Below are 23,460 nucleotides of genomic sequence, written 5' to 3'. Positions count from 1 at the left end.
ATAAGCCGCTAACCGAAGTGGACTTCGAGCCGGGCTTTCTCGGCACGCGGCGGCAGATCGATCCGGTCATCGGTGACAGACAGCGGAACGCCATCGAGAGTCGCCCCGGCGATCCTTCGGCCTTCGAAACGCAGCCAGGCCCCGCCCTCACCCGCCGGCAGCACCGCGGCAAAGCCGTCGGCCGACAATGAAAGCTGGCTTATCCGGCCGGTAAGGTCGCTGGCCAGGAACGCTTCGCCGTTCCGCAACAGGGACCAGGCCTCGCCATCTCGCAGGATGGTCATGGCGCCGAGGGGCGTGTGCAGCGGCCCCACCTCCCCTTCGACCTGGGCAGGCGCCAGTGACAGGCCGCTCCAGGGCGAGAGGTCGATCACCTCGGAAAGCGCCAGCGCCGGCAGCAGGGCGCCCCAGGAGTAGAAGGCATCGCTGTCGGCCTGATCGAGGATGGCGCCGCTCTCGGCGTTGAAGTTCTCGCCGCAGTGCCGGGCTTTCCAGCTCCGAGCGAAGAGACCGGCGCTGATGACCGCGAGCTTTGCAGCCTCGTCGTCGCGGCCGGCCCGGCGCAGGCCCAGGTAGGTCCAGAAGTTCAGCGGCGGCCAAACCCGGCCACGCCAGTAGACGTTGTCCGGATAGGCCGGGTCGTCGCGGGTCACCGAGGGCAGGCCGATGGGCCCGCCGAACTTCTCCGGCGCCAGCAGATAGCGGCTGATCATGCTCTCGCTCTGCTCCGGCGTCGCGATGCCGGCGGCCAGCGGAAAGAAGGAGGTGGGCGCGAGGGAGTCGATGAAGACGCCGTCCAGCAGGCGGTTGGCGAAGACACCGCGCTCGGCGTCCCAAAGCTGTTCGCCGATGCGCGCCTTGTGGGTGGCCACCTGCGCTTCGAGACGCGCGGCCTCGTCAGTGCGACCCAAAGCCCGCGCTATGAGCGCCAGGATCTCCCCGTCGAGGGCCAGAAGACTGTTCAGGCCCACGTCCGCCGACAGCAGCAAGCCACTCTCGGGGTCGAAGGGCGCCGGATCGTGGAGCGGCGAATTGTCCATGGAGGACTCGTTCTTCGCCCCCAGCTTGGTCCCCTTGTAGAGCCCGGTGCCGACGTCCGGGCTGGTGCCGTAGGCCACCAGGCCGCTCTCCGCAAGATGCCGCCGGCGCCACCACCAGTCGTAGTTCCGCAGGATCTTCGGGAAGGCCCAGTCCAGAAGATCGCGGTCGCCAGAGCGGGCGTAGAGCGACCAGACCACGAAGGCGGCGATGGGCGGCTGGGAGCGGTCGATCCAGGCGTCGTTGCCGGTGACCAGGCAGGGGAAGTTCCCCTCCTCCGTCTGCCAGGCGAAGACCGCCTCCAGGTTCTGCCGCGCCTTCACCGGATCGAAGAGGCTCCACAGCAGCGCGTTGTAGAGCACGTCGTTCAGCCAGACGCCGAAGCCGCCGAACTTGCGGCTGTTCCAGTTGCGGGTCAGCAGCGTATAGGGGCGCCGGTTGACGCTGTCGAAGGCATGGTTCCAGGCCATGACGTCGTGGATCGCCTGCAGGCAGGCTTGCTGCGGGCCCTTCGGCTCCAGGAACGCCAGTTCATCGGCGCTCTCCGGCAGATCGGGCCGGGCGACCGTCCCCGAGGAGACCGCGACGCGCAGGGCCGGGGCTTCCTCGAGATTGAAGCGCAGGGCCGCGAAGCGCCCTTCGGTTCCCCGGGAATCCAGATAAAAATATCCTTTGTTTTCCAATTCCTTGGCGAGCGCGTCTAAACTCTCATGGAAAGTGACGAGCAAAGGGTCCTTGGCGGCCGCGATATGGAGCTTCAGTTCACCCGCACCATCGAAGCCTTGGAGAACGCCGCTGGCCTGATCGTAGGTCAATCGGGAGCCCTCGGGTCCGGAAACACAGAGGATCACCCAGAACCGCAGACCCCATTCGCCGTGGCTTTGCGTCACCCACTCGATCAGCGGACCCTCGGGCTCGAGCCGAAAGCGCCAACGCAGGCGGGTCTGGTAATGATCGATGTCGAAATGGATGGCGCGCCCATCGATGGCGCGGGCGCCAAGAAAGAGGCCGACCTGTCTGGGCGTTGCCAGGAAGTGGTTTGCCTTGGCCGAATAGAGCGCCGGCACCACTCGAAATCCCGTCTCTGGGTTCCAGAGTTCCGCCGGCCGTTCGGGGTTCCAGGTGGACCATCCGGCGGGACTCACCGCGGCCACTCCGAAGCCAGCAGAGCCGCGCAGGTCGTCTGTTCGATCTGCTGGTCGAAGCGGGGGTAGACCAACTCCAGGCAGGCGCGGTGAGCGGCGCTGTCGGAACTGGCCACGGCGTCGCTCGCGATCACCACCCGGATGCCGCGGTCGACCGCCGAAAGGGCGGTGGCCAGCACGCAGACATCGGTCTCGATCCCGGTGAGCACCAGGGCGCTGGGCGCCTGCTCCTCAAGGAAGGCGGCGAGCGCTTCGCTGTCGAAACCGTTGTGGGTCGCCTTGTCGAAGACCAGCCCCGGCTTCGCGAGGGATTGCAGATCGGCGTGCAGGTCCATCGCAGCGTCCCCGATCTCCGCGCGGGTCACCGAGGACCAGCGCTTGTAGTAGTGCCGCCAGCGCCCCGGCGCCTCCTCGGCGGTCATCGGCGTGATGAAGCGGGTGAAGGCGCTGCGGTCAGGGGCATGGCCCGTCAGGCGCACGATGGCCGGCAGGATCTCCAGCCCCGCCGGGCAGAACCATTCGCCGGGCTCCAGAAACAGCCGCTGCATATCGATGCAGAGGTGCCAGGCCTCGCCGTCCAGCGGCCCGAAGGGCAGCACGCTCACGGCTCTACCGGCACGGAATGCGCCGGCGACCAGCAGATCCGCACGCGCTCACCCAGCGGCAGCACCCCCTCCCCCCGGTTCTGGGCGAAGACCTTCAGGGTCTGGTCCTGCCAGTCCAGCAGGTAGGTGACGCTGCTGCCGGCGAAGATGTGCTGGGAGACCTGCGCTTCGATGACGTTCGTGCCTTCGGCGGGCGTGTCGTCGCTGCGCTGCAGCCACATCTTCTCCGGCCGCACGGCGAGCTGGGACTGTGCGGCTCCGGCATTGTCCGAGACGGCCAGAAGAGTCCCGTCCGCAAGCCGCAAGCCTCCCGCCTCCGCCGTGCCCTGAAAGATGTTGGCATCACCCAGGAAGGTGGCGGCGAAGACGCTGCTTGGCCGCTCGTAGATCTCGCCGGGCGCGCCCTCTTGTACGAGGGCGCCGTCGCGCAGCATGCCGATGCGGTCGCTGAGGGTCAGTGCCTCTTCCTGATCGTGGGTGACGAAGATTGTGGTGATGCCGACCTCCCGCTGGATGCGGCGCAGTTCCACCTGCATCTCGACACGCAAGGCCTTGTCCAGCGCGCTGAGCGGCTCGTCCAGCAGCATCACCCGGGGCTCGATGACGATGGCGCGGGCCAGGGCGACCCGCTGCTTCTGCCCGCCGGAGAGCTGATGGGGCTTGCGGCCCTCCAGCCCGGTAAGCCGCACCAGCTCCAGCACCTCGCCCACGCGGCGCCGGATCTCGTCACTGGCCAGGTGGCGCACCGTCAGGCCGAAGGCCACGTTGTCGAAGACGGTCATATTGGGAAACAGCGCGTAGTTCTGGAACATCATGCCGACGTCGCGCTTTTCCACCGGCACACTCTCCACCGGCTCCCGGTCGACGGTGACATGGCCGCTGTCGGGAAACTCGAAGCCGGCGATGATGCGCAGCAGGGTGGTCTTGCCGCTGCCGGAGGGTCCCAGCAGGGCGTAGAAGCCGCCGTCGGGAAAGTCGATGGAGACCCGGTCGAGGGCGGTGAAGCTGCCGAAGTGCTTGCTCACCTCGCGGACGGCGATGGCGGCCATCAGCGTTCCCCCCCGAACTTGTAGAAGCGCGCGACGCCCAGCAGCACCGCCATGGAGAGACAGATGATGATGGTGGAGATGGCGTTGATCTCCGGCGTGAAGCCCTTGCGGATCGCCGTGTAGATCTCCACCGGCAGGGTCGAGACGCCGGGCACGGCGAGGAAGTAAGAAATCACGAACTGGTCGAAGGAGACGGCAAAAGCGAAGAGCGCGGCGGCGATCACCCCCGGCGCCAGGAACGGCAGGGTGACATAGCGCAGCGTCTGCCACTGGCTGGCGCCCAGGGACCGCGCGGCCTCCTCCAGATGCGGATCGAAGGCCTTTAGGCGCGCCGAGACGACGATGATCACATAGGGCAGCGCCAGGGCGACATGGCCCAGCACCATGGCATGGAGGCCGCGGCCGATGCCGATCCAGAAGAAGAAGATCAGCATGGAAGTGCCGATGATCAGCCAGGGAATGGCGATGGGCGGAAACAGCAGGATCTGCAGCAGCTTCTTGCCGCGGAAGTCGTAGCGGAAGAAGGCGATGGCCGCCAGGGTGCCGAGAGCGCTGGCGATCACCGTGGTTACCAGCGCCACGCCGAGGCTGTTGAGGCCGGCGTCGATCAGCTTGGCGTTGCCGGCCAGCCGCTCGTACCACACGCCGCTCCACTCGATGGGCAGGCGGTAGAGCTGTGAGGCGTTGAAGGACATCACCGCCATGACAATGATCGGGACGTAGAGAAACAGCAGCACCGCCCCGAGGTAGACCCGGCCCAGGGAGGTCAGCGGCAGGCGGCGTCGGCTCATGGTTCGGCTCACGATCCCGCCCTCCGCAGGACCGGCGCCGAGAGCGCGAAGATCAGCAGCACGAAACCCAGCATGATGAAGGAGAGCGCCGCCCCCAGGGGCCAGTTGAAGACGGCGGTGAACTGATCCTCGATCACCGTGCCGATAAAGGTGCCCTGCCGGCCACCCAGAATGCGCGGCTCCATGAAGGAGCCGACCACCGGCACGAAGATCAGGATCGAGCCCGCCGCCATGCCCGGCAGCGCCAGCGGGATCACCACCCGCCGCAGGGTGGTGAGGCGCCCCGCCCCCAGCGAACGCGCCGCCTCGATCAGGCTGTCGTCGATGGCCTGCAGGGAGATGTAGGTGGTGAGGATCATGTAGGGCAGATAGGAGTGCACCAGCCCGATGATGATGGCCGGATAGGTGAACATCAGGCCGAGGGAGCCGAAGTCCGGGAAGACCCAGTTCACCGCCGTCTCCAGAACGCCGTTGCCGCGCAGCACCATGGTCCAGGAGAAGACGCGCACCAGCGCGTTGCTCCAGAACGGCAGAATGATCAGCAGGAAGAGCGCCTCCCGCCAGCGCCCCTTGATGGTTTTGGCCAGCACGTAGGCGCAAGGAAAGCCGAGCAGCAGGCAGTAGAGCGTCACCTCCGCACCGAGGCGGAAGGAGCGCAACATCAGGGTCTGGTAGAAGTCCTTCTGGAAGAAGTCGAGGTAGTGCTGAACCGTGAAAGCCGCGACCCGCTCGCCGAAGGGGGTTTCCGTCAGCAGGCTGAAGTAGAGCATGGCCGAGAGCGGCAGGAAAATCGTCACCGCCAGCCAGAGATAGGCGGGCCCTAGCATGGCCGGCAGGGCGCGGTTCGGGGGGCGGCGCTCGGCCGTCCCCTCCCCCGCGGTCTCGGATGCTGTCCTGACCGTCACCGGCCTAGGGCCTGTTGAGGTTCATTTCGCCGTCGTGGCGGGAGCAGATATTCGCCAGGGTTAGAAGCGGGCGGCGCCGTGGGGTGGTCCCCCACAAGGCGTCCGCGACGCGGCCCTGGCGTATATCTGCCCCGTCCCGAAGGGATCCGGCGCATTTGACCCGCGGCCGCGTCGCTCCTCGTCGAATATGCTTGAGCATGTCCTTCCTCGTCGCTCCTAACCGAGGGCCAAATCCGCTCGGACCACAACGGCGAAGTGAACCTCAACAGGCCCTAGCGCAGCCGTCACGTCACCACCGCGACGGCCTACTGCTGCATGTAGGTCTTGGTCTCCTGCCAGAGCTCCAGCATCTGCTTGCGCAGGGGCTCGGCGATGGGGCCCATGAACTGCACCTTGGCCACCTTCTCCGGATTGCCCAGGACCGTGCGGTTGAAGGCGTCGCCCGGGAGCTGCGCATTGGCGGCGGCATTGGCGGAGGCCGGCGCGCCCACCTCCGTATCCCACTTCACGTAGAACTCGGGGTCGATCATCCAGTCGATGAAGGCCTTGGCCTCCTTCACGTTCTTGGCGCCGGTCTGGATCGAGAGGCCGTCGAGCCAGCCGATGGCCCCTTCCTTCGGGATGATGAACTCCACCGGCAGGTTGAAAGCGGTCTTGGCGCGGGAGGCCGAACCGCTCCAGTAGGTCGCCAGATCGAACTCACCGGCGGAGAGGAACTGGTTCCACTCGTTCTCGGAGCCCCAGAAGGTGCGGATCTGCGGCTTCAGGGCCCGCAGCTTCTCGCGGATCGCGCCGAGATCGGAGGGATTGTTCATGTCCTGGCCCAGGGCGATGGCGGCGAGCTGCACCGCCTCCACGGCGTCGTCGCGCCAGCCCACCCGGCCGGCGTTGGCCGGGTCCCAGAGCGCCTCGATGGAATCCGGCGGGCTCGGAAAGCGTTCGCTGTTGACCGCAAAAGACGTGAGGCCCCAGACCCAGGCGACGCCGTAGACCTGGCCGTCGATCACCAGGTTCTTGTTGTCGCCCATGCCGGGAGAGAGATCGCCGACGTTCTTCATGTCGCCGGTGTCGATGGGTTGAATCAGCTTTTCCTGCGCCGCCTGGGAGGTGAAGGAGGAGTTGATCAGCACCACGTCGTAGGCACCGGGGTTGGTGCGCAGCTTGGTCAGCATCTCCTGCTCTGAGGAGAAGTACTCATGCACCACCTCGATGCCGGTCTTGGCGGTAAAAGCCTCCACCGCCCAGGCCTCGTCGGTGCCGTAGCCCTGCCAGTTGAGAACCCGGATGGTCTCGGCTGCAGCCGCCGTGCCGGCCCCGGCCAGTCCGACCGCCAGGGTGAGCGCCGCGGCGCCGAGAAGCGCGCGTCGTGAGAGATGGCCAGTTCCGTCCATTGTTCTTTCCTCCCTTAAGGGGTGTCGTCTGTTCTTGAGCGGCCGTGCCGGCGTCTTCCCCTGCCTGTCCGACAGCGCCCTCGACCGCGCCGGGGCCCAGAGTAGGGGCTGGGCGAAGCCGCGATCAAGGGGCTTGCCGAATCACCGCGCTACGGCAGCCCCGAAAGCATCGCACAGCGATCATTCGTGCGGTTGAAGTTCTTCCAGATGCTCCTCCAGGAAGAGCGTGACCTCTTCAGAACCCATTTCCAGATGGCCGTGTTCGGGAAGGATCTTGGCGCCGGCCGCCACCAGGGCGCGCAGGCAGCGCAGATAGTCGCCCTCCTCCGCGCCCGGACAGTTCATGGAGCCGTGGATTGCCGTGCCGAGGGCGGTACCGCCGAACATGTTCCGGGACTCCAGGTCAACGCCCAGCCCGATGTACATCTCAACGATCTCGGCGTGGCCCCACCAGGCCGCCGCATGGATCGGCGGCATGTCGGATTCGCCCTTGCGGTCGGGGTCGAAGCCCAGTTCGGCCAGCAGGCGCAGGACCGGGAGGCTGTCCCGGTTCATGGCCAACTCGGTCGGCCGCTGCAGATCCTTGTCAGTGAGATCGTTCCAAAGAGACGGGGTGTCGCTTAGCAGGCGTTTGGCCTCCGCTCCGTCCCCATCGGCAATGGCCGCGAGAAAGCGCTCCGCAGGAGTTAGCTCGGTGTCCAAGCCGCGCGCGGCCAGCATCTCGGCCATGGCGCGGTTGCCGGAGATTACCGCCAGGGCATAGGCCGTGCGCCCGTCATGACGCGCCGCCGGATCGACGCCGTGGTCCAGCAGCAGCGCCCCGATCTCGCCGGAGCGGCCGCGCAGGATGGCATGATGCAGGGCGTTGCGGTCGTCGGCCGGCGTGGGCGACGGATGGCGATAGGGCGGCGCGTTGGGATCGGCGCCGTTGGCCAGAAACAGCCGGACGCCCTCGGGGCTTTCCCGGTCCAGCATGCGCAGGAAGGCGTTGGTGGTGCCCACTTCGGCACCATGCCTGAACAGCAGTTCGACACCCTCCAAGGTTGGCAGTTCGGTGGCGTGATAGAGCGACTCGTTGTCGTTGGGATCGGCGCCGTGCCGTAACAAGGCCTCCGCCAGGCGCAGGTTGCCCGCATGGCCGAGGGCACAGTAGAGCGGCGAGAGTTCGTGCTCCTCGCCCGGTTCGGCCGGAAAGCCCTGGTTCACCTCAGCACCCGCCGCCAGCAGCGCCTCCAGCAGATCGATCATGGCGTCCACGGCCTCCGGCGAACGGTGATGGATCTTGGAGGCGCAGAGCACGTGGATGGGCAGACGCTCGCCGATGGGAGTGGTCGCCAGCGCTGGATCGCGGGCCAGTGCCGCCAGCGCAGCGTCTTTTCGCGCGAAGGCGAGCTGCAGGCCGAACTGCGCGTCGGGCAGCCCGGGATCGAGGGACAGCAGGCGGTCGACCAGATGGAAGTTGCCGTTGGTGACGGCGCGCCCGAGCTGCCTGATGCGCTGCTCCTGGGTCAGGGCTGCCGTCTCGACAGCCAGCTTCAGCCGCGGCCAGCTCTCCGCCCCCGCCTCCCGGGCGATGACGTGCAGGCAGTCGGCGTGGGTTGCCGCCGCCGGATCGCGGCGGTCGGCAAAGACGCTGCGAAAACGGGCGAGCGCATCCGCATCGCCGTCGTGGAGCTGCTTTCGAAGGCGCTTGGCCGCCCTCTTGGCGTCGTCAAGGGAGCGCGGGTCGGCGGGATTCAGGGAAGTTTCGGTCATGGCGTCTCTTCTCCTCAACACCCTGTGTCCACCGGGAGGGCAGGAAAAGAAGACGGAGTCATATCTTTGAAGACGGGGTGAGGCCGCTCTTTCCGTGGACAGGGCGCGTCCCCGAACGCGCTGCCCTCGTGCCTACCGCAAGGAGCCGCTGCAATGCAACCCGAAACCGACCAGCCCTCCGCCTAAGCGCGGGCCGCCGCTCCTTTCCGTTGGCGCCGGAGGAAGGCGAGCCAGTCCGTCATGCCCTCGCCGGTGCGCGCGGAGAGGGCCATCACCGCGGCCTCCGGGTGGACGCTGCGGATGTTCTCTTGGCAGCGCGCCTGGTCGAAGCCGACATGGGGCGCCAGGTCGATCTTGTTGATCAGCACCAGTTCCGCGGCGCGGAACATGTGCGGATACTTCAGCGGCTTGTCCTCGCCCTCCGGGGTCGAGATCACCGCCACCTTCATGCGTTCGCCCAGGTCGAACATGGCCGGACAGACCAGATTGCCGACGTTCTCGATCATCAGGATGGAACCCGCTGGCGGGTCCAGCTTCTTCACCGCCTCCGCCACCATATCGGCCTCCAGATGGCAGCCGGCCCCGGTGTTGATCTGGATCGCGCGGGCGCCGGCGGCGCGGATGCGCTCGGCATCGTTCGCCGTCATCTGGTCGCCTTCAATGACGGCGATCTCGATCTTCCCCGCTACTGCCTCGATCGTCCGTTCCAGCAGCGTGGTCTTGCCGGCGCCGGGCGAACTCACCAGGTTCAGGGCCAGGATACCCCGCCCCTCGAACCAACTGCGGTTGCGCGCCGCGATCTCGTCGTTCCTGGCCAGCACCGCCTGTTCCAGGGAGATCACCTCGCCGTGCGGACCATGCACATGGGGTTCGTCATGATCATGGTCATGACCGTGTGCATGGCTGTGGGCGTGGCCGGGCGCCGCGCGCTGGCGGAGTAGCGATTGCGCGCCGCTCTCAGGATCGGTGAGGCTCACGGCATTGGCCGGATCGGAGCATCCACAGGTACCGCACATCAGGCCGCCTCCTCGACTTCGAAATCCTTGATCAGAAAGGCATCGCCTTCGGCTTCGAGGAACTCGAGGGCGGCGCCGGCGAGCACCGTCCCCTCCGCAGCGATACCGAAGCAGAAGCTGAGGGCCTCGCGCTCTACGCAGGCCCAGGGCCCGATGGCGAGGCGCACCCGCCGCACCCGGCGCGCGCCGGCGTGCTCGGACACGATGGCGACGATGTTGCGCGTCAGGCCCAGTTCGTGCATCCGCGGGCTCCTCAACAAATCCGCGGCAGCTGCTCGCCGACCAGCATGTCGACGATGCGCTGCCCGCCGAAGAGGGTCTTCATCACCACTGTCGCGGGGTGGGCCTCCACGGCCCTGCCGATGACGACCGCCCCTTCGCCGGCCGGGTGGGCACGCATCGCCGCCAGCGCCGCCTCGGCCTGCGGCTCCGGGACGAAGAGCACGAGAGTCCCCTCGTTCGCCAGATAGAGCGGATCGAGGCCGAGGATCTCGCAGACGCCTTTGACTTCGCTGCGCAGGGGCAGGACCGCTTCGTCGATCTCAATGCCGACCTCGGCAGCCTGGGCGATCTCATTGAGCGCCGATGCCAGACCGCCGCGGGTGGCATCGCGGGCAGCACGCACAGCGGGCGCCGCCGCGATCACCGCCTCCATCAGACCGTTCAAAGACCGGCAGTCGGAGGGGATGTCGCCGCTCAGCGCCAGATCGCCCCGCGCCGCCAGGATCGCCGCGCCGTGATCGCCGAGGACACCGTTGACGATGGCCACATCGCCGGCTTGAACCCGGCTGGCCGCCAAATGTCGCTCCGCGGGAATCACCCCGAGGCCGGAGGTGGTGACGAAGAGCTTGTCCGCCGCGCCGCGGCCCACCACCTTGGTATCCCCGGTGACGATCACCACACCGGCCTCCTCCGCGGCGCCGCGCATAGACTCCGCGATCCGGCGCAGCAGGGCCACCTCAACCCCCTCTTCGATGATGAAGGCCGCCGAGAGCCAGAGCGGGCGTGCGCCGCCGACCGCCAGATCGTTCACCGTGCCGCAGACCGCGATCTTGCCGATGTCGCCGCCGGGAAACTCCAGCGGGTCGACGACGAAGCTGTCGGTGGTGAAGGCGAGCCGCGCGCCGGGTTCCGCCAGCGCCGCGGAGGTCAGCCGCGCCTGGTCCTCCATCTCGCCCATCTCCGGATTGCGGAAGGCGGCGACGAAGACGTCCTCGATCAGGTCACGCATAGCCTTGCCGCCGCCGCCGTGGGCCAAGGTGACACGCTCGGCGCGCAGGCGGCCGCTGGGCGAGTTGGCAGGAGTCATTACGTTCATTCCGCCGCCTCCACCGGCGCGCGTTCCCGCGATCCGCCGCCGTACTGGTAGTAGGCGGCGCAGGACCCTTCGCTGGAGACCATGAGCGCGCCGACGGGGGTTTCCGGCGTGCAGGCGGTGCCGAAGACCTTGCACTGCCAGGGCTTGATGACGCCCTTCAGCACCTCGCCGCACTGGCAGGACGCGGGATCGGCGATCTTCACCTGGGGCACCGGGAAGCGGCGCTCGGCGTCGAAGCGGGCATAGGCCTCGCGCATCCGCAGCCCCGAGTGGTCGATGGAGCCGAGGCCGCGCCACTCGAAGAACTCGCGCAGCTCGAAGACCTTCGCGACGGCCTCCAGGGCCTGACGGTTGCCCTCGCCGTCAACGATGCGGTCGTACTGGTTCTCGATTTCACAGCGCCCTTCGGCGAACTGCGTCAAGAGCATCCAGAGCGCATGGAGGATATCCAGCGGCTCGAAACCGGCGATGACCAAGGGGCGGCGGTAGTGCCGGGCGATGAAGTCGTAGGGCCGGTTGCCGATCACCATGGAGACATGACCGGGCCCCAGAAACCCGTCGACCCGCAGGTCCGGCGAGTCGAGGATCGCCTTGATGGTGGGGATGATGGTGATGTGGTTGCAGAACAGGGAGAAATTGGCGATGCCCTCCGCCTCGGCCTGCAACACCGTCAGCGCCGTGCTGGGCATGGTGGTCTCGAAGCCGAGGGCGAAAAACACCACCTCGCGCTCCGGGTTGTCGCGGGCCAGCGCCAGGGCGTCCAGCGGCGAATAGACCATGCGCACGTCGGCGCCCTCGGCCTTGGCCTGCATCAGGCTCTTGCGCGAGCCCGGCACCCGCATGGCGTCGCCGAAGGTGGTGAAGATGACCTCCGGCCGTTCGGCCAGGGCCAGGCAGTCGTCGACCCGCCCCATGGGCAGCACGCAGACCGGACAGCCGGGGCCGTGCACCAACTCGATCTTCTCCGGCAGCATGGCCTCCAGGCCGTAGCGGAAGATCGAATGGGTGTGGCCGCCGCAGACTTCCATGACCTGCAGCGGTTTTCCGTCCTTGGTTTCGATCCGCTGCGCCAGGGCTTCGATCTCGCGGAACAGCGCTTTGGCCTTCTCGGGATCGCGGAATTCGTCGACGTACTTCATGACCGATCAGCCTCCGCCGGAGCCGCGCATGGCCGCCAGTTCTGCCTGGACTTCGCCAAGCTCGGTCAGGGCCTCCAGGGTCCGGGCGGCCTGTTCCTCATCGATGCGGCTCATGGCGAAGCCCACGTGAACCAGGACCCAGTCGCCGAGGCAGCGCTCCACCGGATACTCCTCGTCGACGATGCAGGCGATGTTCACCGGGCGCCTGACGCCGCCGATTTCGACCGTCGCCAGCTTGTTCGCGGCGTCGCTGATCTCGACGATCCGTCCCGGTATCCCTAGGCACATGGATCTCTCCTGAGGGTTTCCTGCCGGGTGGCCAGCGCCACGGCGGCTTGTCCCAAGGCCAGGCCGCCGTCGTTGGCCGGCACCCGTTCGTGACTGAGAACCCTGAACCCCCGCCGTTCCAGGCCTTCATGAACCAATTCGAACAGGGTGGCGTTCTGGAAGCAGCCGCCGGTCAGGGCAACCGTCGGATAAAGCCTCTCCTCGCCGGAAAGCCGCGCCGTCATGGCGACGATGGCATTGGCCAAGCCGCGGTGGAACCGCGCCGCGATCACCCCCAGCGAGGTCTCGCGGAGCAGATCCTCCAGGAACGCGCGCCAAGCAGCCGCCGGCTCGATGTAAGGCAACCCCTTGCCGAGGAGTCGCGGGAGGACGAAGGGATAGGCCAGATCCTCGGACTCGTTCAGTGCCTGGGGATCGATGGCCGCCTCGAAGCACATCGCCGCCTCGCCTTCGTAGGCCTGGGCCTCCCAGGCCAGACCGCAGAGCGCGGCCGCCGCGTCGAAGAGCCGGCCACAAGAGGAAGAAAGCGGAGAATTGATGCCTTTGGCGATCATGGCGTCCAGGGTCGCACGGGGGGCGGCCTCCAGCCGTTGATAGAGATCAAGATGAGCGAAGTTTTTGGCGAATTCGGCCCAGCCCATCTCCGCCATCAGATGGGCATAGGCGTTGCGCCAGGGCTCCCGCACCGCGGCAGTCCCGCCGGGCAGGGCCACCGGCTTCAAGCAGGCGAGACGCTCGAACCCGGTGTAGGTGCAACCGAGGAACTCGCCGCCCCAGACCGTGCCGTCGGCACCGAAGCCGAGGCCGTCCAGGGCGATGCCGAGCACGGAGCCGCCGCGCAGCGGCCAGCCGTTCTCGGCCATGCAGGCGGCAACATGGGCGTGGTGATGCTGCACCTCCACCAGGGGCAGACCGCCTTCCTCCGCCATCACCTGCCCGCGCTTGGTCGAGAGATAGTCGGGGTGACGGTCGACGGCGATCAACTCGGGCTCGTGCGCGTAGAGCCCGCGGTAGAGCGCCAGATTGTGGGCGACGTCCTCGGCGGTCGCCGCGTCCTCCAGGTCGCCCATATGCTGGCTCAGGATCGCCTGCCCGTCCTTCACCAGACAGAAGGTGTTCTTGAGCTCGCCGCCGAGGGCCAGGACCTGCGCGGCGCCGTCGAAGCCTTCCGGCAGCGCGATGGGCGCAGGCGCGTAGCCGCGCGCGCGGCGCAGCAGCCGCGGACGGCCGAGGTCGACGCGCACCACAGAATCGTCGATGCGGTTGGCGATCTCCCGATCGTTCATCAGGGCAACGTCGGCAACGCCTGCCAGTTCCGCGCGCGCCTGCGCGTTCCCAGTGCATTGAGGCCGGCCGGAAATGTTGCCGCTGGTCATCACCACGGGCCGCTCCATGCGGCGCAGCAGCAGGTGATGCAGCGGCGTGTAGGGCAGCATGAAGCCCAGGCGGTCGAGCCCGGGTGCTAGGGCCTGCGGCAAGGCTTCGCCCCGCAGCGTGAGGAGAACGATGGGCGCGGCCGGGCTGGCGAGCAGCGCCGCCTCTTCCTCGGAAACCGCGCAGTAGCGGCGGATCACATCGAGATCCCTAGCCATCAGGGCGAAGGCCTTGCGGCGGCGGCCTTTGCGTGCGCGCAGGCGGGCGACCGCCGCCGCCTGGGTGGCGTCGCAGGCCAGGTGGAAGCCGCCGATGCCCTTGATGGCCACGATGTGACCCGTCATCAACAGGCCGCCCGCCGCATCGACGTCGTCCAGCATGGAAGGGGCTTCGCGGTTGACGGTGCCGCCGCCCAGACTTTCGATCCAGGCCCGCGGCCCGCAGGCATGGCAGGCGACGGGCTGGGCATGAAAGCGCCGATCGTCCGGGTTCTCGTACTCGCCGCGGCAATCATCGCAGAGCGCGAAGCCCCGCATGGTCGTCTTGTCGCGGTCGTAGGGCGCGCCTTCGACGATGGAAAAGCGCGGCCCGCAGTTCGTGCAGTTGGCAAAGGGATAGCGGTAGCGGGCGGCGAAGGGGTCGCGCACCTCGGCGAGACAGTCGGCACAGGTCGCGGCGTCCGGCGTCACCACCGCGCGCAGGCGCCCGCTTGCGGAGGGGGCGATCTCGAAGGCCGGCGGCGCCGGTGCGTCCAGGGGCCTCCGCTGCATCTGCTCGATGCGCGCCAGGGCGGGCACCTCGGCTTCGAGACGCTCGGCGAACCGCTCCAGCGCCGCCCCCCAGAGGCGGATCTCCACGCCCTCACCAATGTTGCGCACGTCGCCGGTGAGCCCCAGTTCCGTGGCGATGCGCCAAACCGTCGGCCGGAAGCCGACGCCTTGGACCTGCCCGCGGATGGTGATGGCCTCGCCCCTCACGGCACCAGGTCCCTGATCACCACGCGGTTGTCGGCGTTGCCGTGAAGTCCCTGTCCCAAAGCGCATCCTTGTCGATGGTCGGTGTTACCGTACCATCACACGCAGGAGCGAAACAGCTAGCGGTGGAACTCCACGAAGAATTCGACGGGACCCAGGGGTTTCACCCGATGAGCCACCGTGGGTTCGACGATCCCCGGGCGGCCGGCCTCAAGGACCCTCACTTCGCCGGTCGACGGCACGGTGTAGCGCAGGCGTCCCGACAGAACGGTGATGACACCCCAGACGCCCTGCTTGGTCCGATGGTCCTGCAACAGGCCCTTCGGCACCGTCGTCTCCGTGAAGACGGCTGTCCGGTGGTAGGCTTTGACCGATGGCGGCAGGGTGTTCACGGCGCCTCCTTTCGTCGCGCGAGGCTCAGTTCCGGGGGGCCGAACATGCCGAGTTGCAGGCTCCGGGCGATGCGCTCGGCGCGGTCCACAAACAGCGCGGCGATATCCGGCGGGCAGATCTCATTCGCGCTGCTGCTAAACAGCGCCAGCCAGGTCTGGAAGTGCTCCGGCCGCAGGGCCCGCAAGGCCTGATGCCTCTGCATCGGCTGGCCCTTGAAGCGCCCGCTCATCAGCATCACCGAGGACCAGAAGTCCATCATGATCCGCAGGTGCGGCTCCCAACGATCCTGAACCACCGCTTCGAAGATCGGGCCCAGGTCCGGAGTCCGCCGTATCCTGGCGTAGAAATGGCGCACCAGCCGCTCGATCATCGCCTCGTCGATCTCCGGATGGAGCGGCCGGGGGGCGCCACCGACTGTCTCGACCGTCATCGAAATGGCCCCGATCCGGTCCGGTCAGCCCCGCCCGGCTGGCAGGCCGCCGAGGACATCCGCCGGATTCTCGCCGCGGCCGAGGGCGTTGGCGAAACCATGATTGCGGTCGCGGTGACCGACCTCGTCCGCACGCACCGCCAGGACCACGTCGCGCAGCCGCGCGTCGGCCGGCAAGCCCCAATAGTCGATGGCGAGTTGTGGGGCGAGCGGATTCGCGTGACGCCCGGCATCGATCTCTTCCAGGTAGTGGGTGTAGCTCACCACCGCCTCCTCCTCGAAATAGCCGACGACGCGGTGGGCGACCTTCGGCGAGACGAGATAAAGAAAGAAGTAGAAGTTATAGAACACCGCCTGGGTGACCATGATCACCACCCGTTCCAGCATGGTGGGCTGGGCGATCTGAACGAAGGTCATCAGGTGCATACGCTCGTTCTCGGCCTCGTCCAGAAGCTCGCGGATCCAGCCCTGGTCGTCGCGGATGTGGCGCAACGCCTTCAGGTGCTGCAGCAGGCCACCGACCATCCCGGGCACCGCCGCTACGGTTTCCAGGACCACTGCCCGGTGGCCGTAACGGCCGGCGAAGAAGCGGTCGGCGACGAAACGCAGGCTCTTCACGAAGCCGGCGGCGATCCGGTCGCCGAAATCAGCGGGTGCATGGTGGTGGTGGATGCCGGTGGCTGCCCGGTCCCGGATGTTCTGGGTCATCGCTCGTCCCCTTGTCCCCAAAGAAGCATCTTCAATACCTATTATATGGAGCACTGGCAGCCAAAAGCAATACCTAAAATACATCTTTTATAGAAGAGAACGCGGGAGGTCGGAAACCCGGCGCGATGGCCCGCCCCGTAACCCCGCCGGTCGCAATGCATCGAAGGTCCCGGGAGAGGCGCCCGCCGCGGTCCCAAGTTGCCCGACGGCGCGGCTTTGGATCATGATGGCGGACCGCAGCATTGAGTCGACATGAGAATTGGGGGGCGCCGTGGATACACTGGGCTTTGCGGTCATCGCCGGTGGCGTTGTCCTGTTCAGCCTGATCTCCAAGCGTCTGCAGGCCACGGTGATCACCGCCCCCATGGTCTTCGCCGCTTTCGGCCTGGTGATCGGGCACGCCGGGCTCGGGCTGGCGGACCTCGACGTCGGCCACGGCTTCATCCATGGGCTCGCCGAGCTCACCCTCGTCCTGGTGCTGTTTTCCGATGCGGCGCGGATCGACCTTCGCCAGGTGCGGCGCGACCACAACCTGCCCGTCCGCCTGCTGCTGCTGGGCATGCCGCTGACCATTGCCGCCGGCGCGGCAGCCGCCCTGCTCCTGCCGCTGGGCCTGACGTTCTGGGAGGCCGCGCTGCTGGCGGCGATCCTGGCGCCCACCGATGCCGCCCTCGGCCAGGCGGTGGTCTCCAACCCCCGGGTTCCGGTGCGTATCCGTCAGGCGCTCAACATCGAAAGCGGCCTCAACGACGGCATTGCCCTGCCCCTGGTGCTGCTCTTCGCCAGCCTAGCCAGCGAATTCCACGGCGCAGGCGCAGATCAGAGCTGGCTGGTCTTCGGCGCCAAGCAGATCCTCCTAGGCCCCTTGGCGGGTGTCGTTGTCGGAGGCCTCGGCGCCTGGCTGATCGACCGAGCCGTCACCCGGGGCTGGATGAGCGAAAGCTTCGAGGGCCCGGCCATCCTGGGCGTCGCCCTGATGGCCTTCGCCGGGGCCGAACTGATCGAGGGCAACGGCTTCATCGCCGCCTTCACCGCGGGGATCGTCTTCGGCAACCAGGTTCGCGGGCGCTGCGGCTTTCTCTTCGAGTTTGCCGAAGCGGAGGGTCAGCTTCTCACCCTCCTCACATTCCTGATCTTCGGCGCAGCGATCCTGCCCGAGGCCGCCGGTGGCCTGACCTGGAGTGTGCTTGTCTATGCCGGCCTCAGCCTCACCCTCGTGCGCATGCTTCCGGTCGCCGTCAGCATGGCCGGGACCGGCATCAAGTCGCCCACGGTGGCCTTTCTCGGCTGGTTCGGGCCGCGCGGTCTCGCCTCCATTCTCTTCGCGCTGCTGATCCTCGAGGAGACGGATACCGGCGGCCAGGAGACCATCCTGGTCGTCACAATTGTGACGGTCACCGCCTCTATCCTGCTTCACGGCGTGACCGCGGCCCCGGGCGCACGCTGGTATGGGTCGCTGGCCGACACCATGGGCCGCTGCGAGGAAGCCAAGACCGTGAGCGAGATGCCGACGCGCGGCGGATCATAAGCGAATCCTGATCGACCTTGAAACCGCTCTCGACACGTCGAGGGCAGGCGAACGCTCCACACGAACAATCAATCTGAAAGGAAACAAGATGCTCAACGAACAGCAGGAACGCTGGTGCAGTGAAAGCAAGTGGGACTTCTCAGACTTGAAGGCCCTCTTCATCAACTGCACTCTGAAGCGCTCCCCGGAAGTCTCGCACACCGACGGTCTGGTGCGCATCGCCCAGGCCATCATGGAAAAGAACGGTGTCAGCGTGGACGTGGTGCGGGCCGTCGACCACGACATCGCCTACGGCGTCTGGCCGGACATGACCCAGCACGGCTGGCCCAAGGACGATTGGCCGCCGATCTACGAGAAGGTGAAGGCCGCCCACATCCTGGTCATCACCACGCCGATCTGGCTGGGCGAGAAGTCTTCCGTCTGCACCAAGGTCATCGAACGGCTCTATGCCAACTCCGGTGACCTCAACGACCAGGGCCAGTACGCCTATTACGGCAAGGTCGGCGGCTGTCTGGTGACCGGCAACGAGGACGGCGTGAAGCACTGTTCCATGAACATCCTCTATTCGCTGCAGCATCTGGGTTACGTGATCCCGCCCCAGGCCGATGCCGGCTGGATCGGCGAGGCCGGGCCCGGCCCCTCCTACCTCGATGCGGGCTCCGGCGGGCCGGAGAACGACTTCACCAACCGCAACACCACCTTCATGACCTGGAACCTGCTGCACAGCGCGCGCATGTTGGTGGATGCCGGCGGCTTCCCCGCCCACGGCAACCAGCGCTCCGCCTGGGATGCCGGCTGCCGCTTCGATTACGCCAATCCGGATTATCGATAGGGTGGCGCCTCAGCCGGCACGGACGCCGAGCTCTCCTTCCAGCACGCGCAGGGTGGAGAGCAGCCCGTCCTTGTCGGCATAGCAACCCTGGAGCCAGCGTGAGCCGCTGCCGGCATAGCCCTTGCGGGCGTGCAGCACCCGGGTGTTGTCGACGATGAAGCATTCGCCCGGCTCCAGCTTGAAGCCGACCGCCATCGCCGGGTCATCGACGATCTCCGCCAGACGGCGATAGCCCCGGTAGAAAGCCGCCATCTCCGCATAGGGCACGTCGGTGATGGGCGCCGCGGAGCGGTTGTTGAAGCGCACCGCCAGCAATTCGCCGTCCGGCGCCAGTTCGATCATCGGCCGGCGCGCGGCAAGGTGCACGCCGGAAGCGCCGGCATATTCGAAGCGGGCGCAGTGGCGCGCCAGCAGGCCGAAGGCGTCGGGGTCTTCGTCGCGCAGGCGCTGGGCGGCGCGGAAGCCGTCGACCACGAGGGAGTCGCCGCCGGCGGCGGAATTCTCCAGGCAATAGAGGATCTGCAGGGTCGGCACCGGGTCCCGGTAGGGGTTGTCGGTATGGGCCTGCAGGCCACGCCCGGTGTAGGCCAGGTTCGTCGGGTTCACCTCGGCCCGCACCTCGAACCACTTGCCGTAGTTGGTCTCGCGGACGTAGCCGAAGAGCGCGGCGACCTCTAGGAGCGCGCCGCTTTCCGCCGGCCCGTCGGTGAGCTTGGCGAAGCCGTAGCGGCGCACCAGCGCCAGCCAATCGCGCAGCGCGGCGGGTTCCTCCGACACGCGGTCGAACCTGCCTTGCGGCAGGTCTTTCAGATCACCGTCCCAGGTCTCGATGCCCGCGGCGGTCCAGCCGGGTTCGGGCGCCGACATCCCATCGTAGGCGTTCCGCCGCAGCCAGTCGGCCGGGAAGCGGACCGTCTTACGGTCCGGCGCGAAGGTCACGCTCAGCGCGCCCTCGGCAACGGCGGTCTCGAGGACGCGGGTGTCCGGCGGGATCTCGTTCAAGGTCACCAGCCGCTGACCGTTCTCGGGCGACCGGGTTTCCGGATCGAGGGCATTGTCGCGCAGCCAGATCGCATGAAACCGCAAGGCCGCACCGTCACCCCAACGGGTTTCCAGCGCGGCGCCCTCCTCAACGATCTTGGCGGACTCGATGGATTCCATTGCAGCGCTCCCTGCTCACACCTGACCACGCATCCTGACGTGAGTGGCTGCCTGCGGGAACCTCTATTGATCTCCGCTGGCCATGACGCTTTCACCGCGCTCCTTGCGGGCGGCGCGCTCGGCCAGCAGTGTATCGAGCCAGTCCGGGTCCATCTCCGGGACCGAGGAGAGCAGCAGGTCGGTGTAGTCGTGGTGCGGCGGGGTGAACATCTCGTCTTTCGGCCCCTGCTCCACGATGCGGCCCTGGTACATGACGATCACCTCGTCAGAGACCGCGCGCACGGTCGCGATGTCGTGGGTGATGAACATGTAGGCGAGATTGAGCTCCCGCTGGATGCGGTCCAGCAGCTTGAGAATACCCTCCGCCACCAACTGGTCGAGGGCCGAGGTCACCTCGTCGCAGATGATGAAGGCCGGCTCCGCCGCCAGGGCGCGGGCGATGCAGATGCGCTGCTTCTGGCCGCCGGAAAGCTCCCCGGGGAAGCGATCGATGAAGGCATCGGGATCGAGCTCGATCATCTCCAGCAGGCCGCGCACCCGCTGCTCGCGCTCGCGGCCGTTCAAGCCCAGATAGAACGAAAGCGGCCGGCCGATGATGTCGCGCACCCGCTGGCGCGGATTGATCGCCGTGTCCGGCATCTGATAGATCATCTGGGCGTGGCGGAGCTGGTCCTTGCTGCGCTGGCGGTAGTCGCCGGGCAAGGGCTTGCCGTCGAACAGCACCTGTCCGCTCACCGGCGGCAGCAGGCCGGTGATCACCCGCGCGGTCGTGCTCTTGCCACTGCCCGACTCGCCGACCACGGCGACCGTGCGGCCGCGGTGAATCTCGAAGGAGATGTCGTGGAGCACCGGGGTATCGCCATAAGCGGCGGTCACATGGTCCACCTTGACCAGCGGCGTCGCTTCCTCCGGCGCCATCACCGCTTGTTTCTGGAAGGAGCGCACGGCCCAGAGCGACTTGGTGTAGTCCTGGGTCGGGGCCGAGAGCATGCGCCGGGTCTCCGCCTCCTCCACCAGCTCGCCATAGCGCAGGACCATGATGCGGTCAGCCATCTGGGCCACCACCGCCAGATCGTGGGTGATGTAGATGGCCGCCGTGTTGAACTGGTCGACGATGTCGCGGATGGTCGCCAGGACCTCGATCTGGGTGGTGACGTCGAGGGCGGTGGTCGGCTCGTCGAAGATGATCAGATCGGGCCGGCAGGACATGGCCATGGCCGTCATGGCGCGCTGAAGCTGGCCGCCGGAGACCTGATGGGGATAGCGGAAACCGATGCCCTCGGGATCGGGCAGGCGCAGCCGCCCGAAGAGCTCGACGGCATCGGCATTGGCCTCGGTCCTGGACTTGAGCCCATGGCGCACGGGCATCTCGGCATACTGCTCGATCAGCTTGTGGGCCGGGTTGAAGGAGGCCGCCGCGCTCTGCGCGACATAGGCGATGCGCGCACCGCGCAGGCTGCGCTTCTGATCCTCGCTGGCGGTCATCAGGTCCATGCCGTCGAAGAGGATGGAGCCGCCGGAAATGCGGCAGCCCGGGCGCGCGTAGCCCATGGCGGCAAGGCCCATGGTCGATTTGCCGGCACCGGACTCGCCGATCAGGCCCAGCACCTCGCCGCGCCGCAAAGTCAGGTCCAGCCCTTTGACGATGTCGCTCCACTGCTCGTCGCTCTGCCCCTCGATGCGCAGGCCGCGCATCTCCAGGAGGACATCGCCGCCGCCGTTGGCGGCCCCCCTCTCAGTGGTCCCCGTCTCAGTGGTCATCACGCAGCCCGCTCGATTTGTGAAGGAACCAGTCGACGACGAAGTTGACGCCCACCGTCAGCAGGGCGATGGCGGCGGCCGGCAACAGCGGCGTGATGTCGCTGTAGGTGATGAGCGTCGCGTTGTCGCGCACCATGGAGCCCCAGTCCGCCGTCGGCGGTTGAATGCCGAGGCCCAGGAAGCTGAGAGCGCTGATCAGCAGGAACACGAAGCAGAAGCGCAGGCCGAACTCGGCGGCCAGCGGCGGCAGGATGTTGGGCAGCACCTCGCGGGTGGCGATCCAGACGATGCCCTCCCCGCGCAGCCGCGACGCCTCGACGAAATCCATGACCACCACGTTCATGCTGACCGCCCGCGCCAGGCGATAGACCCGGGTGGAGTCGAGCACCGCGATGATGCCCACCAGGGCCGGCACCGAGGTCCCCACGATGGTCAGCAGCAGTAGCGCGAAGATGAGCTGCGGGATCGCCATCAGGACGTCCACCAGACGGCTCAGCAACTGATCGGTCCAGCCGCCGAGGATCGCCGCGAGGATGCCGCCGAATCCGCCGATCAGAAAGGCCAGGCAGGTGGTGACGAAGGCGATGCCGATGGTGTTGCGCGCACCGTAGATCAGCCGGGTGAGCATATCGCGGCCGAGGTTGTCGGTGCCCAGCAGGAAGTCCTCGCTCCAGGGCTCGTACTCGCTGCCGACGATTTCCGACTCGCCGAAGGGCGCGAGCACCGGCGCGAAGACGGCGACGACGACATAGGCGACCACCACCAGGAGGCCGAACTTGGCACTGAAGGGCGCCTTCCAGAGCTCCCGCCCCACCACGCTCCAGATGCCCGCACGGACCGCCGGAACGAAGGCTTCGCTGGCCGAGAGGCTCGAGTCTGTTTCGGTGCGCTCGGTCATTTCGGGTGCAGCAGTCTGGGGTTGGTGAGAATGGTCAGCACGTCGGCCGTCAGGTTCAGCAGGATGTAAGTGGCGGCGAAGATCAGGCTGCAGGCCTGCACCACCGGGATGTCGCGGGTACGCACGGAATCCACGATGAGCTGACCGAGGCCCGGATAGATGAAGACCACCTCCACCACCACCACGCCGACGATCAGGTAGGCGAGGCTGAGGACGATCACGTTGATGATCGGCGCCCAGGCGTTCGGCAGCGCGTGATAGAGGATCACCCGGGAGCGCGAGAGCCCCTTCAGGTTGGCCATCTCGATGTAGGGGCTGGCCAGGAGATTGATGATGGCCGCCCGGGTCATGCGCATCATCTGGGCCACCACCACCAGGGTCAGGGTCAGCGCCGGCAGGAAGCTGCGGTAGGCGCGCTCCATCAGCGGCGTCGTCGGATCGACATTCGCCAGGCTGGGGAACCAGGGAAACTTGACCGCGAGGTAGAGGATCAGGATGTAGGCGATGAAGAACTCGGGAAAGGAGACCGCGGAGAGGCTCACCACGTTCACTGCCCGGTCATAGACGCTGTTGCGATAGAGCGCCGCCATCACGCCCAGGAACAGGGCGAGCGGCACCGAGATGATGGCCGCCAGCGCGGCCAGGAACAGGGTGTTCTGCAGCCGCACGCCGATGAGCTCGGAAATCTCCCGCTGGCTGGCCAGCGAGCGGCCGAAGTCGCCCTGGACGATTCCGGCCAGCCACTCGATGTAGCGGGTATGCGGCGGGAGGTCGAGGCCGAGATCCCGGCGGAACGCGGCCACGGTCTCCTCCGTCGCCGAGCGGCCCAGAATCTCCTGGGCCAGATCCCCCGGCAGCAACTCGACGCCGAGGAAAATGATCAGCGACACCACGAACAGGGTGACGAGGCCCAGCGCCAAGCGCTGGGCCACCATCTTTACGATCTTATACATGCTGGGTC

At 67.2% G+C, this 23,460-nt stretch carries 22 protein-coding genes; 2 read left to right on the top strand and 20 right to left on the bottom strand.

Annotated elements, in window-relative coordinates; all coding sequences use genetic code 11:
* Positions 1–8 precede the first annotated feature (8 nt).
* The 16 genes from Q0996_RS11035 to Q0996_RS10960 all read right to left on the bottom strand — a co-directional run bounded on the left by Q0996_RS11035 (position 9) and on the right by Q0996_RS10960 (position 16,319).
* A complete protein-coding gene (locus tag Q0996_RS11035) occupies positions 9–2,183 on the bottom strand; it encodes an amylo-alpha-1,6-glucosidase (protein ID WP_299619046.1) in 2,175 nt (724 codons plus the stop codon).
* Positions 2,180–2,788, bottom strand: a complete 609-nt coding sequence (locus Q0996_RS11030; protein WP_299619043.1) for a cysteine hydrolase family protein — start codon at positions 2,786–2,788, stop codon at positions 2,180–2,182. The genes Q0996_RS11035 and Q0996_RS11030 overlap by 4 nt, the downstream gene beginning before the upstream one ends.
* A complete protein-coding gene (locus tag Q0996_RS11025; protein ID WP_299619040.1) occupies positions 2,785–3,837 on the bottom strand; it encodes an ABC transporter ATP-binding protein in 1,053 nt (350 codons plus the stop codon). Before Q0996_RS11025 ends, Q0996_RS11030 begins: the two co-directional genes overlap by 4 nt.
* On the bottom strand, positions 3,837–4,628 hold the full coding sequence (locus Q0996_RS11020; protein ID WP_299619036.1) for an ABC transporter permease: 792 nt from the start codon (positions 4,626–4,628) through the stop codon (positions 3,837–3,839). The genes Q0996_RS11025 and Q0996_RS11020 overlap by 1 nt, the downstream gene beginning before the upstream one ends.
* 8 nt (positions 4,629–4,636) lie before the next feature.
* Positions 4,637–5,533, bottom strand: coding sequence for an ABC transporter permease (locus Q0996_RS11015; RefSeq protein WP_322096687.1), 897 nt, complete (start codon positions 5,531–5,533; stop codon positions 4,637–4,639).
* Between the two features lie 305 nt (positions 5,534–5,838).
* Positions 5,839–6,924 carry a PotD/PotF family extracellular solute-binding protein gene (locus Q0996_RS11010; RefSeq protein ID WP_299619033.1) on the bottom strand — a complete coding sequence of 362 codons (1,086 nt, stop codon included), beginning with the start codon at positions 6,922–6,924 and terminating at the stop codon, positions 5,839–5,841.
* A gap of 180 nt (positions 6,925–7,104) precedes the next feature.
* Positions 7,105–8,679, bottom strand: a complete 1,575-nt coding sequence (locus tag Q0996_RS11005) for an ankyrin repeat domain-containing protein (protein WP_299619030.1) — start codon at positions 8,677–8,679, stop codon at positions 7,105–7,107.
* A 182-nt stretch (positions 8,680–8,861) separates the two neighbouring features.
* Entirely contained in the window at positions 8,862–9,695 is an 834-nt protein-coding gene (gene hypB, locus Q0996_RS11000; RefSeq protein WP_299619027.1) for a hydrogenase nickel incorporation protein HypB, read from the bottom strand.
* Positions 9,695–9,937 carry a hydrogenase maturation nickel metallochaperone HypA gene (locus Q0996_RS10995; protein WP_299619024.1) on the bottom strand — a complete coding sequence of 81 codons (243 nt, stop codon included), beginning with the start codon at positions 9,935–9,937 and terminating at the stop codon, positions 9,695–9,697. The genes hypB and Q0996_RS10995 overlap by 1 nt, the downstream gene beginning before the upstream one ends.
* Positions 9,938–9,948: 11 nt before the next feature.
* Positions 9,949–11,004 (bottom strand): hydrogenase expression/formation protein HypE, encoded by a 1,056-nt coding sequence (gene hypE / locus Q0996_RS10990; RefSeq protein WP_322096686.1) that lies wholly within the window; start codon positions 11,002–11,004, stop codon positions 9,949–9,951.
* Between the two features lie 5 nt (positions 11,005–11,009).
* Complete coding sequence (gene hypD / locus Q0996_RS10985) at positions 11,010–12,152, bottom strand: hydrogenase formation protein HypD (RefSeq protein WP_299619018.1); 1,143 nt, start codon at positions 12,150–12,152, stop codon at positions 11,010–11,012.
* A 6-nt stretch (positions 12,153–12,158) separates the two neighbouring features.
* Positions 12,159–12,440 carry a HypC/HybG/HupF family hydrogenase formation chaperone gene (locus tag Q0996_RS10980; RefSeq protein ID WP_299619015.1) on the bottom strand — a complete coding sequence of 94 codons (282 nt, stop codon included), beginning with the start codon at positions 12,438–12,440 and terminating at the stop codon, positions 12,159–12,161.
* Positions 12,431–14,791 carry a carbamoyltransferase HypF gene (gene hypF, locus Q0996_RS10975; protein WP_299619011.1) on the bottom strand — a complete coding sequence of 787 codons (2,361 nt, stop codon included), beginning with the start codon at positions 14,789–14,791 and terminating at the stop codon, positions 12,431–12,433. Before hypF ends, Q0996_RS10980 begins: the two co-directional genes overlap by 10 nt.
* A 116-nt stretch (positions 14,792–14,907) precedes the next feature.
* Entirely contained in the window at positions 14,908–15,180 is a 273-nt protein-coding gene (locus Q0996_RS10970; protein WP_299619008.1) for a DUF1971 domain-containing protein, read from the bottom strand.
* On the bottom strand, positions 15,177–15,611 hold the full coding sequence (locus tag Q0996_RS10965; protein ID WP_299619005.1) for a group III truncated hemoglobin: 435 nt from the start codon (positions 15,609–15,611) through the stop codon (positions 15,177–15,179). The genes Q0996_RS10970 and Q0996_RS10965 overlap by 4 nt, the downstream gene beginning before the upstream one ends.
* 24 nt (positions 15,612–15,635) lie before the next feature.
* On the bottom strand, positions 15,636–16,319 hold the full coding sequence (locus tag Q0996_RS10960) for an alternative oxidase (RefSeq protein ID WP_299619002.1): 684 nt from the start codon (positions 16,317–16,319) through the stop codon (positions 15,636–15,638).
* Between the two features lie 271 nt (positions 16,320–16,590).
* On the opposite strand from Q0996_RS10960, the gene Q0996_RS10955 reads away from it, so the two are divergent.
* Both Q0996_RS10955 and Q0996_RS10950 read left to right on the top strand, forming a co-directional pair.
* On the top strand, positions 16,591–17,847 hold the full coding sequence (locus Q0996_RS10955; protein ID WP_299619000.1) for a sodium:proton antiporter: 1,257 nt from the start codon (positions 16,591–16,593) through the stop codon (positions 17,845–17,847).
* A gap of 88 nt (positions 17,848–17,935) precedes the next feature.
* Entirely contained in the window at positions 17,936–18,679 is a 744-nt protein-coding gene (locus tag Q0996_RS10950; protein ID WP_299618997.1) for a flavodoxin family protein, read from the top strand.
* Between the two features lie 9 nt (positions 18,680–18,688).
* On the opposite strand, the gene Q0996_RS10945 is transcribed toward Q0996_RS10950, so the two are convergent.
* From Q0996_RS10945 to Q0996_RS10930, 4 genes are all read right to left on the bottom strand, one after another.
* Positions 18,689–19,840 (bottom strand): TauD/TfdA family dioxygenase, encoded by a 1,152-nt coding sequence (locus tag Q0996_RS10945; protein WP_299618994.1) that lies wholly within the window; start codon positions 19,838–19,840, stop codon positions 18,689–18,691.
* 63 nt (positions 19,841–19,903) lie between these two features.
* Complete coding sequence (locus Q0996_RS10940; protein ID WP_299618990.1) at positions 19,904–21,601, bottom strand: ABC transporter ATP-binding protein; 1,698 nt, start codon at positions 21,599–21,601, stop codon at positions 19,904–19,906.
* On the bottom strand, positions 21,591–22,499 hold the full coding sequence (locus tag Q0996_RS10935; RefSeq protein WP_299618987.1) for an ABC transporter permease: 909 nt from the start codon (positions 22,497–22,499) through the stop codon (positions 21,591–21,593). Before Q0996_RS10935 ends, Q0996_RS10940 begins: the two co-directional genes overlap by 11 nt.
* Positions 22,496–23,452: an ABC transporter permease gene (locus Q0996_RS10930; protein ID WP_299618984.1), complete on the bottom strand. Its 957-nt coding sequence runs from the start codon at positions 23,450–23,452 to the stop codon at positions 22,496–22,498. The genes Q0996_RS10935 and Q0996_RS10930 overlap by 4 nt, the downstream gene beginning before the upstream one ends.
* Positions 23,453–23,460 lie beyond the last annotated feature (8 nt).

The organism is Pelagibius sp. (genome assembly GCF_028289705.1).
In the GTDB taxonomy this organism is placed as follows: Bacteria; Pseudomonadota; Alphaproteobacteria; order Kiloniellales; family Kiloniellaceae; genus Pelagibius.
The sequence above is the reverse complement of the archived record's forward strand: the minus strand, read 5'-3'. Positions and strand labels throughout refer to the sequence as shown.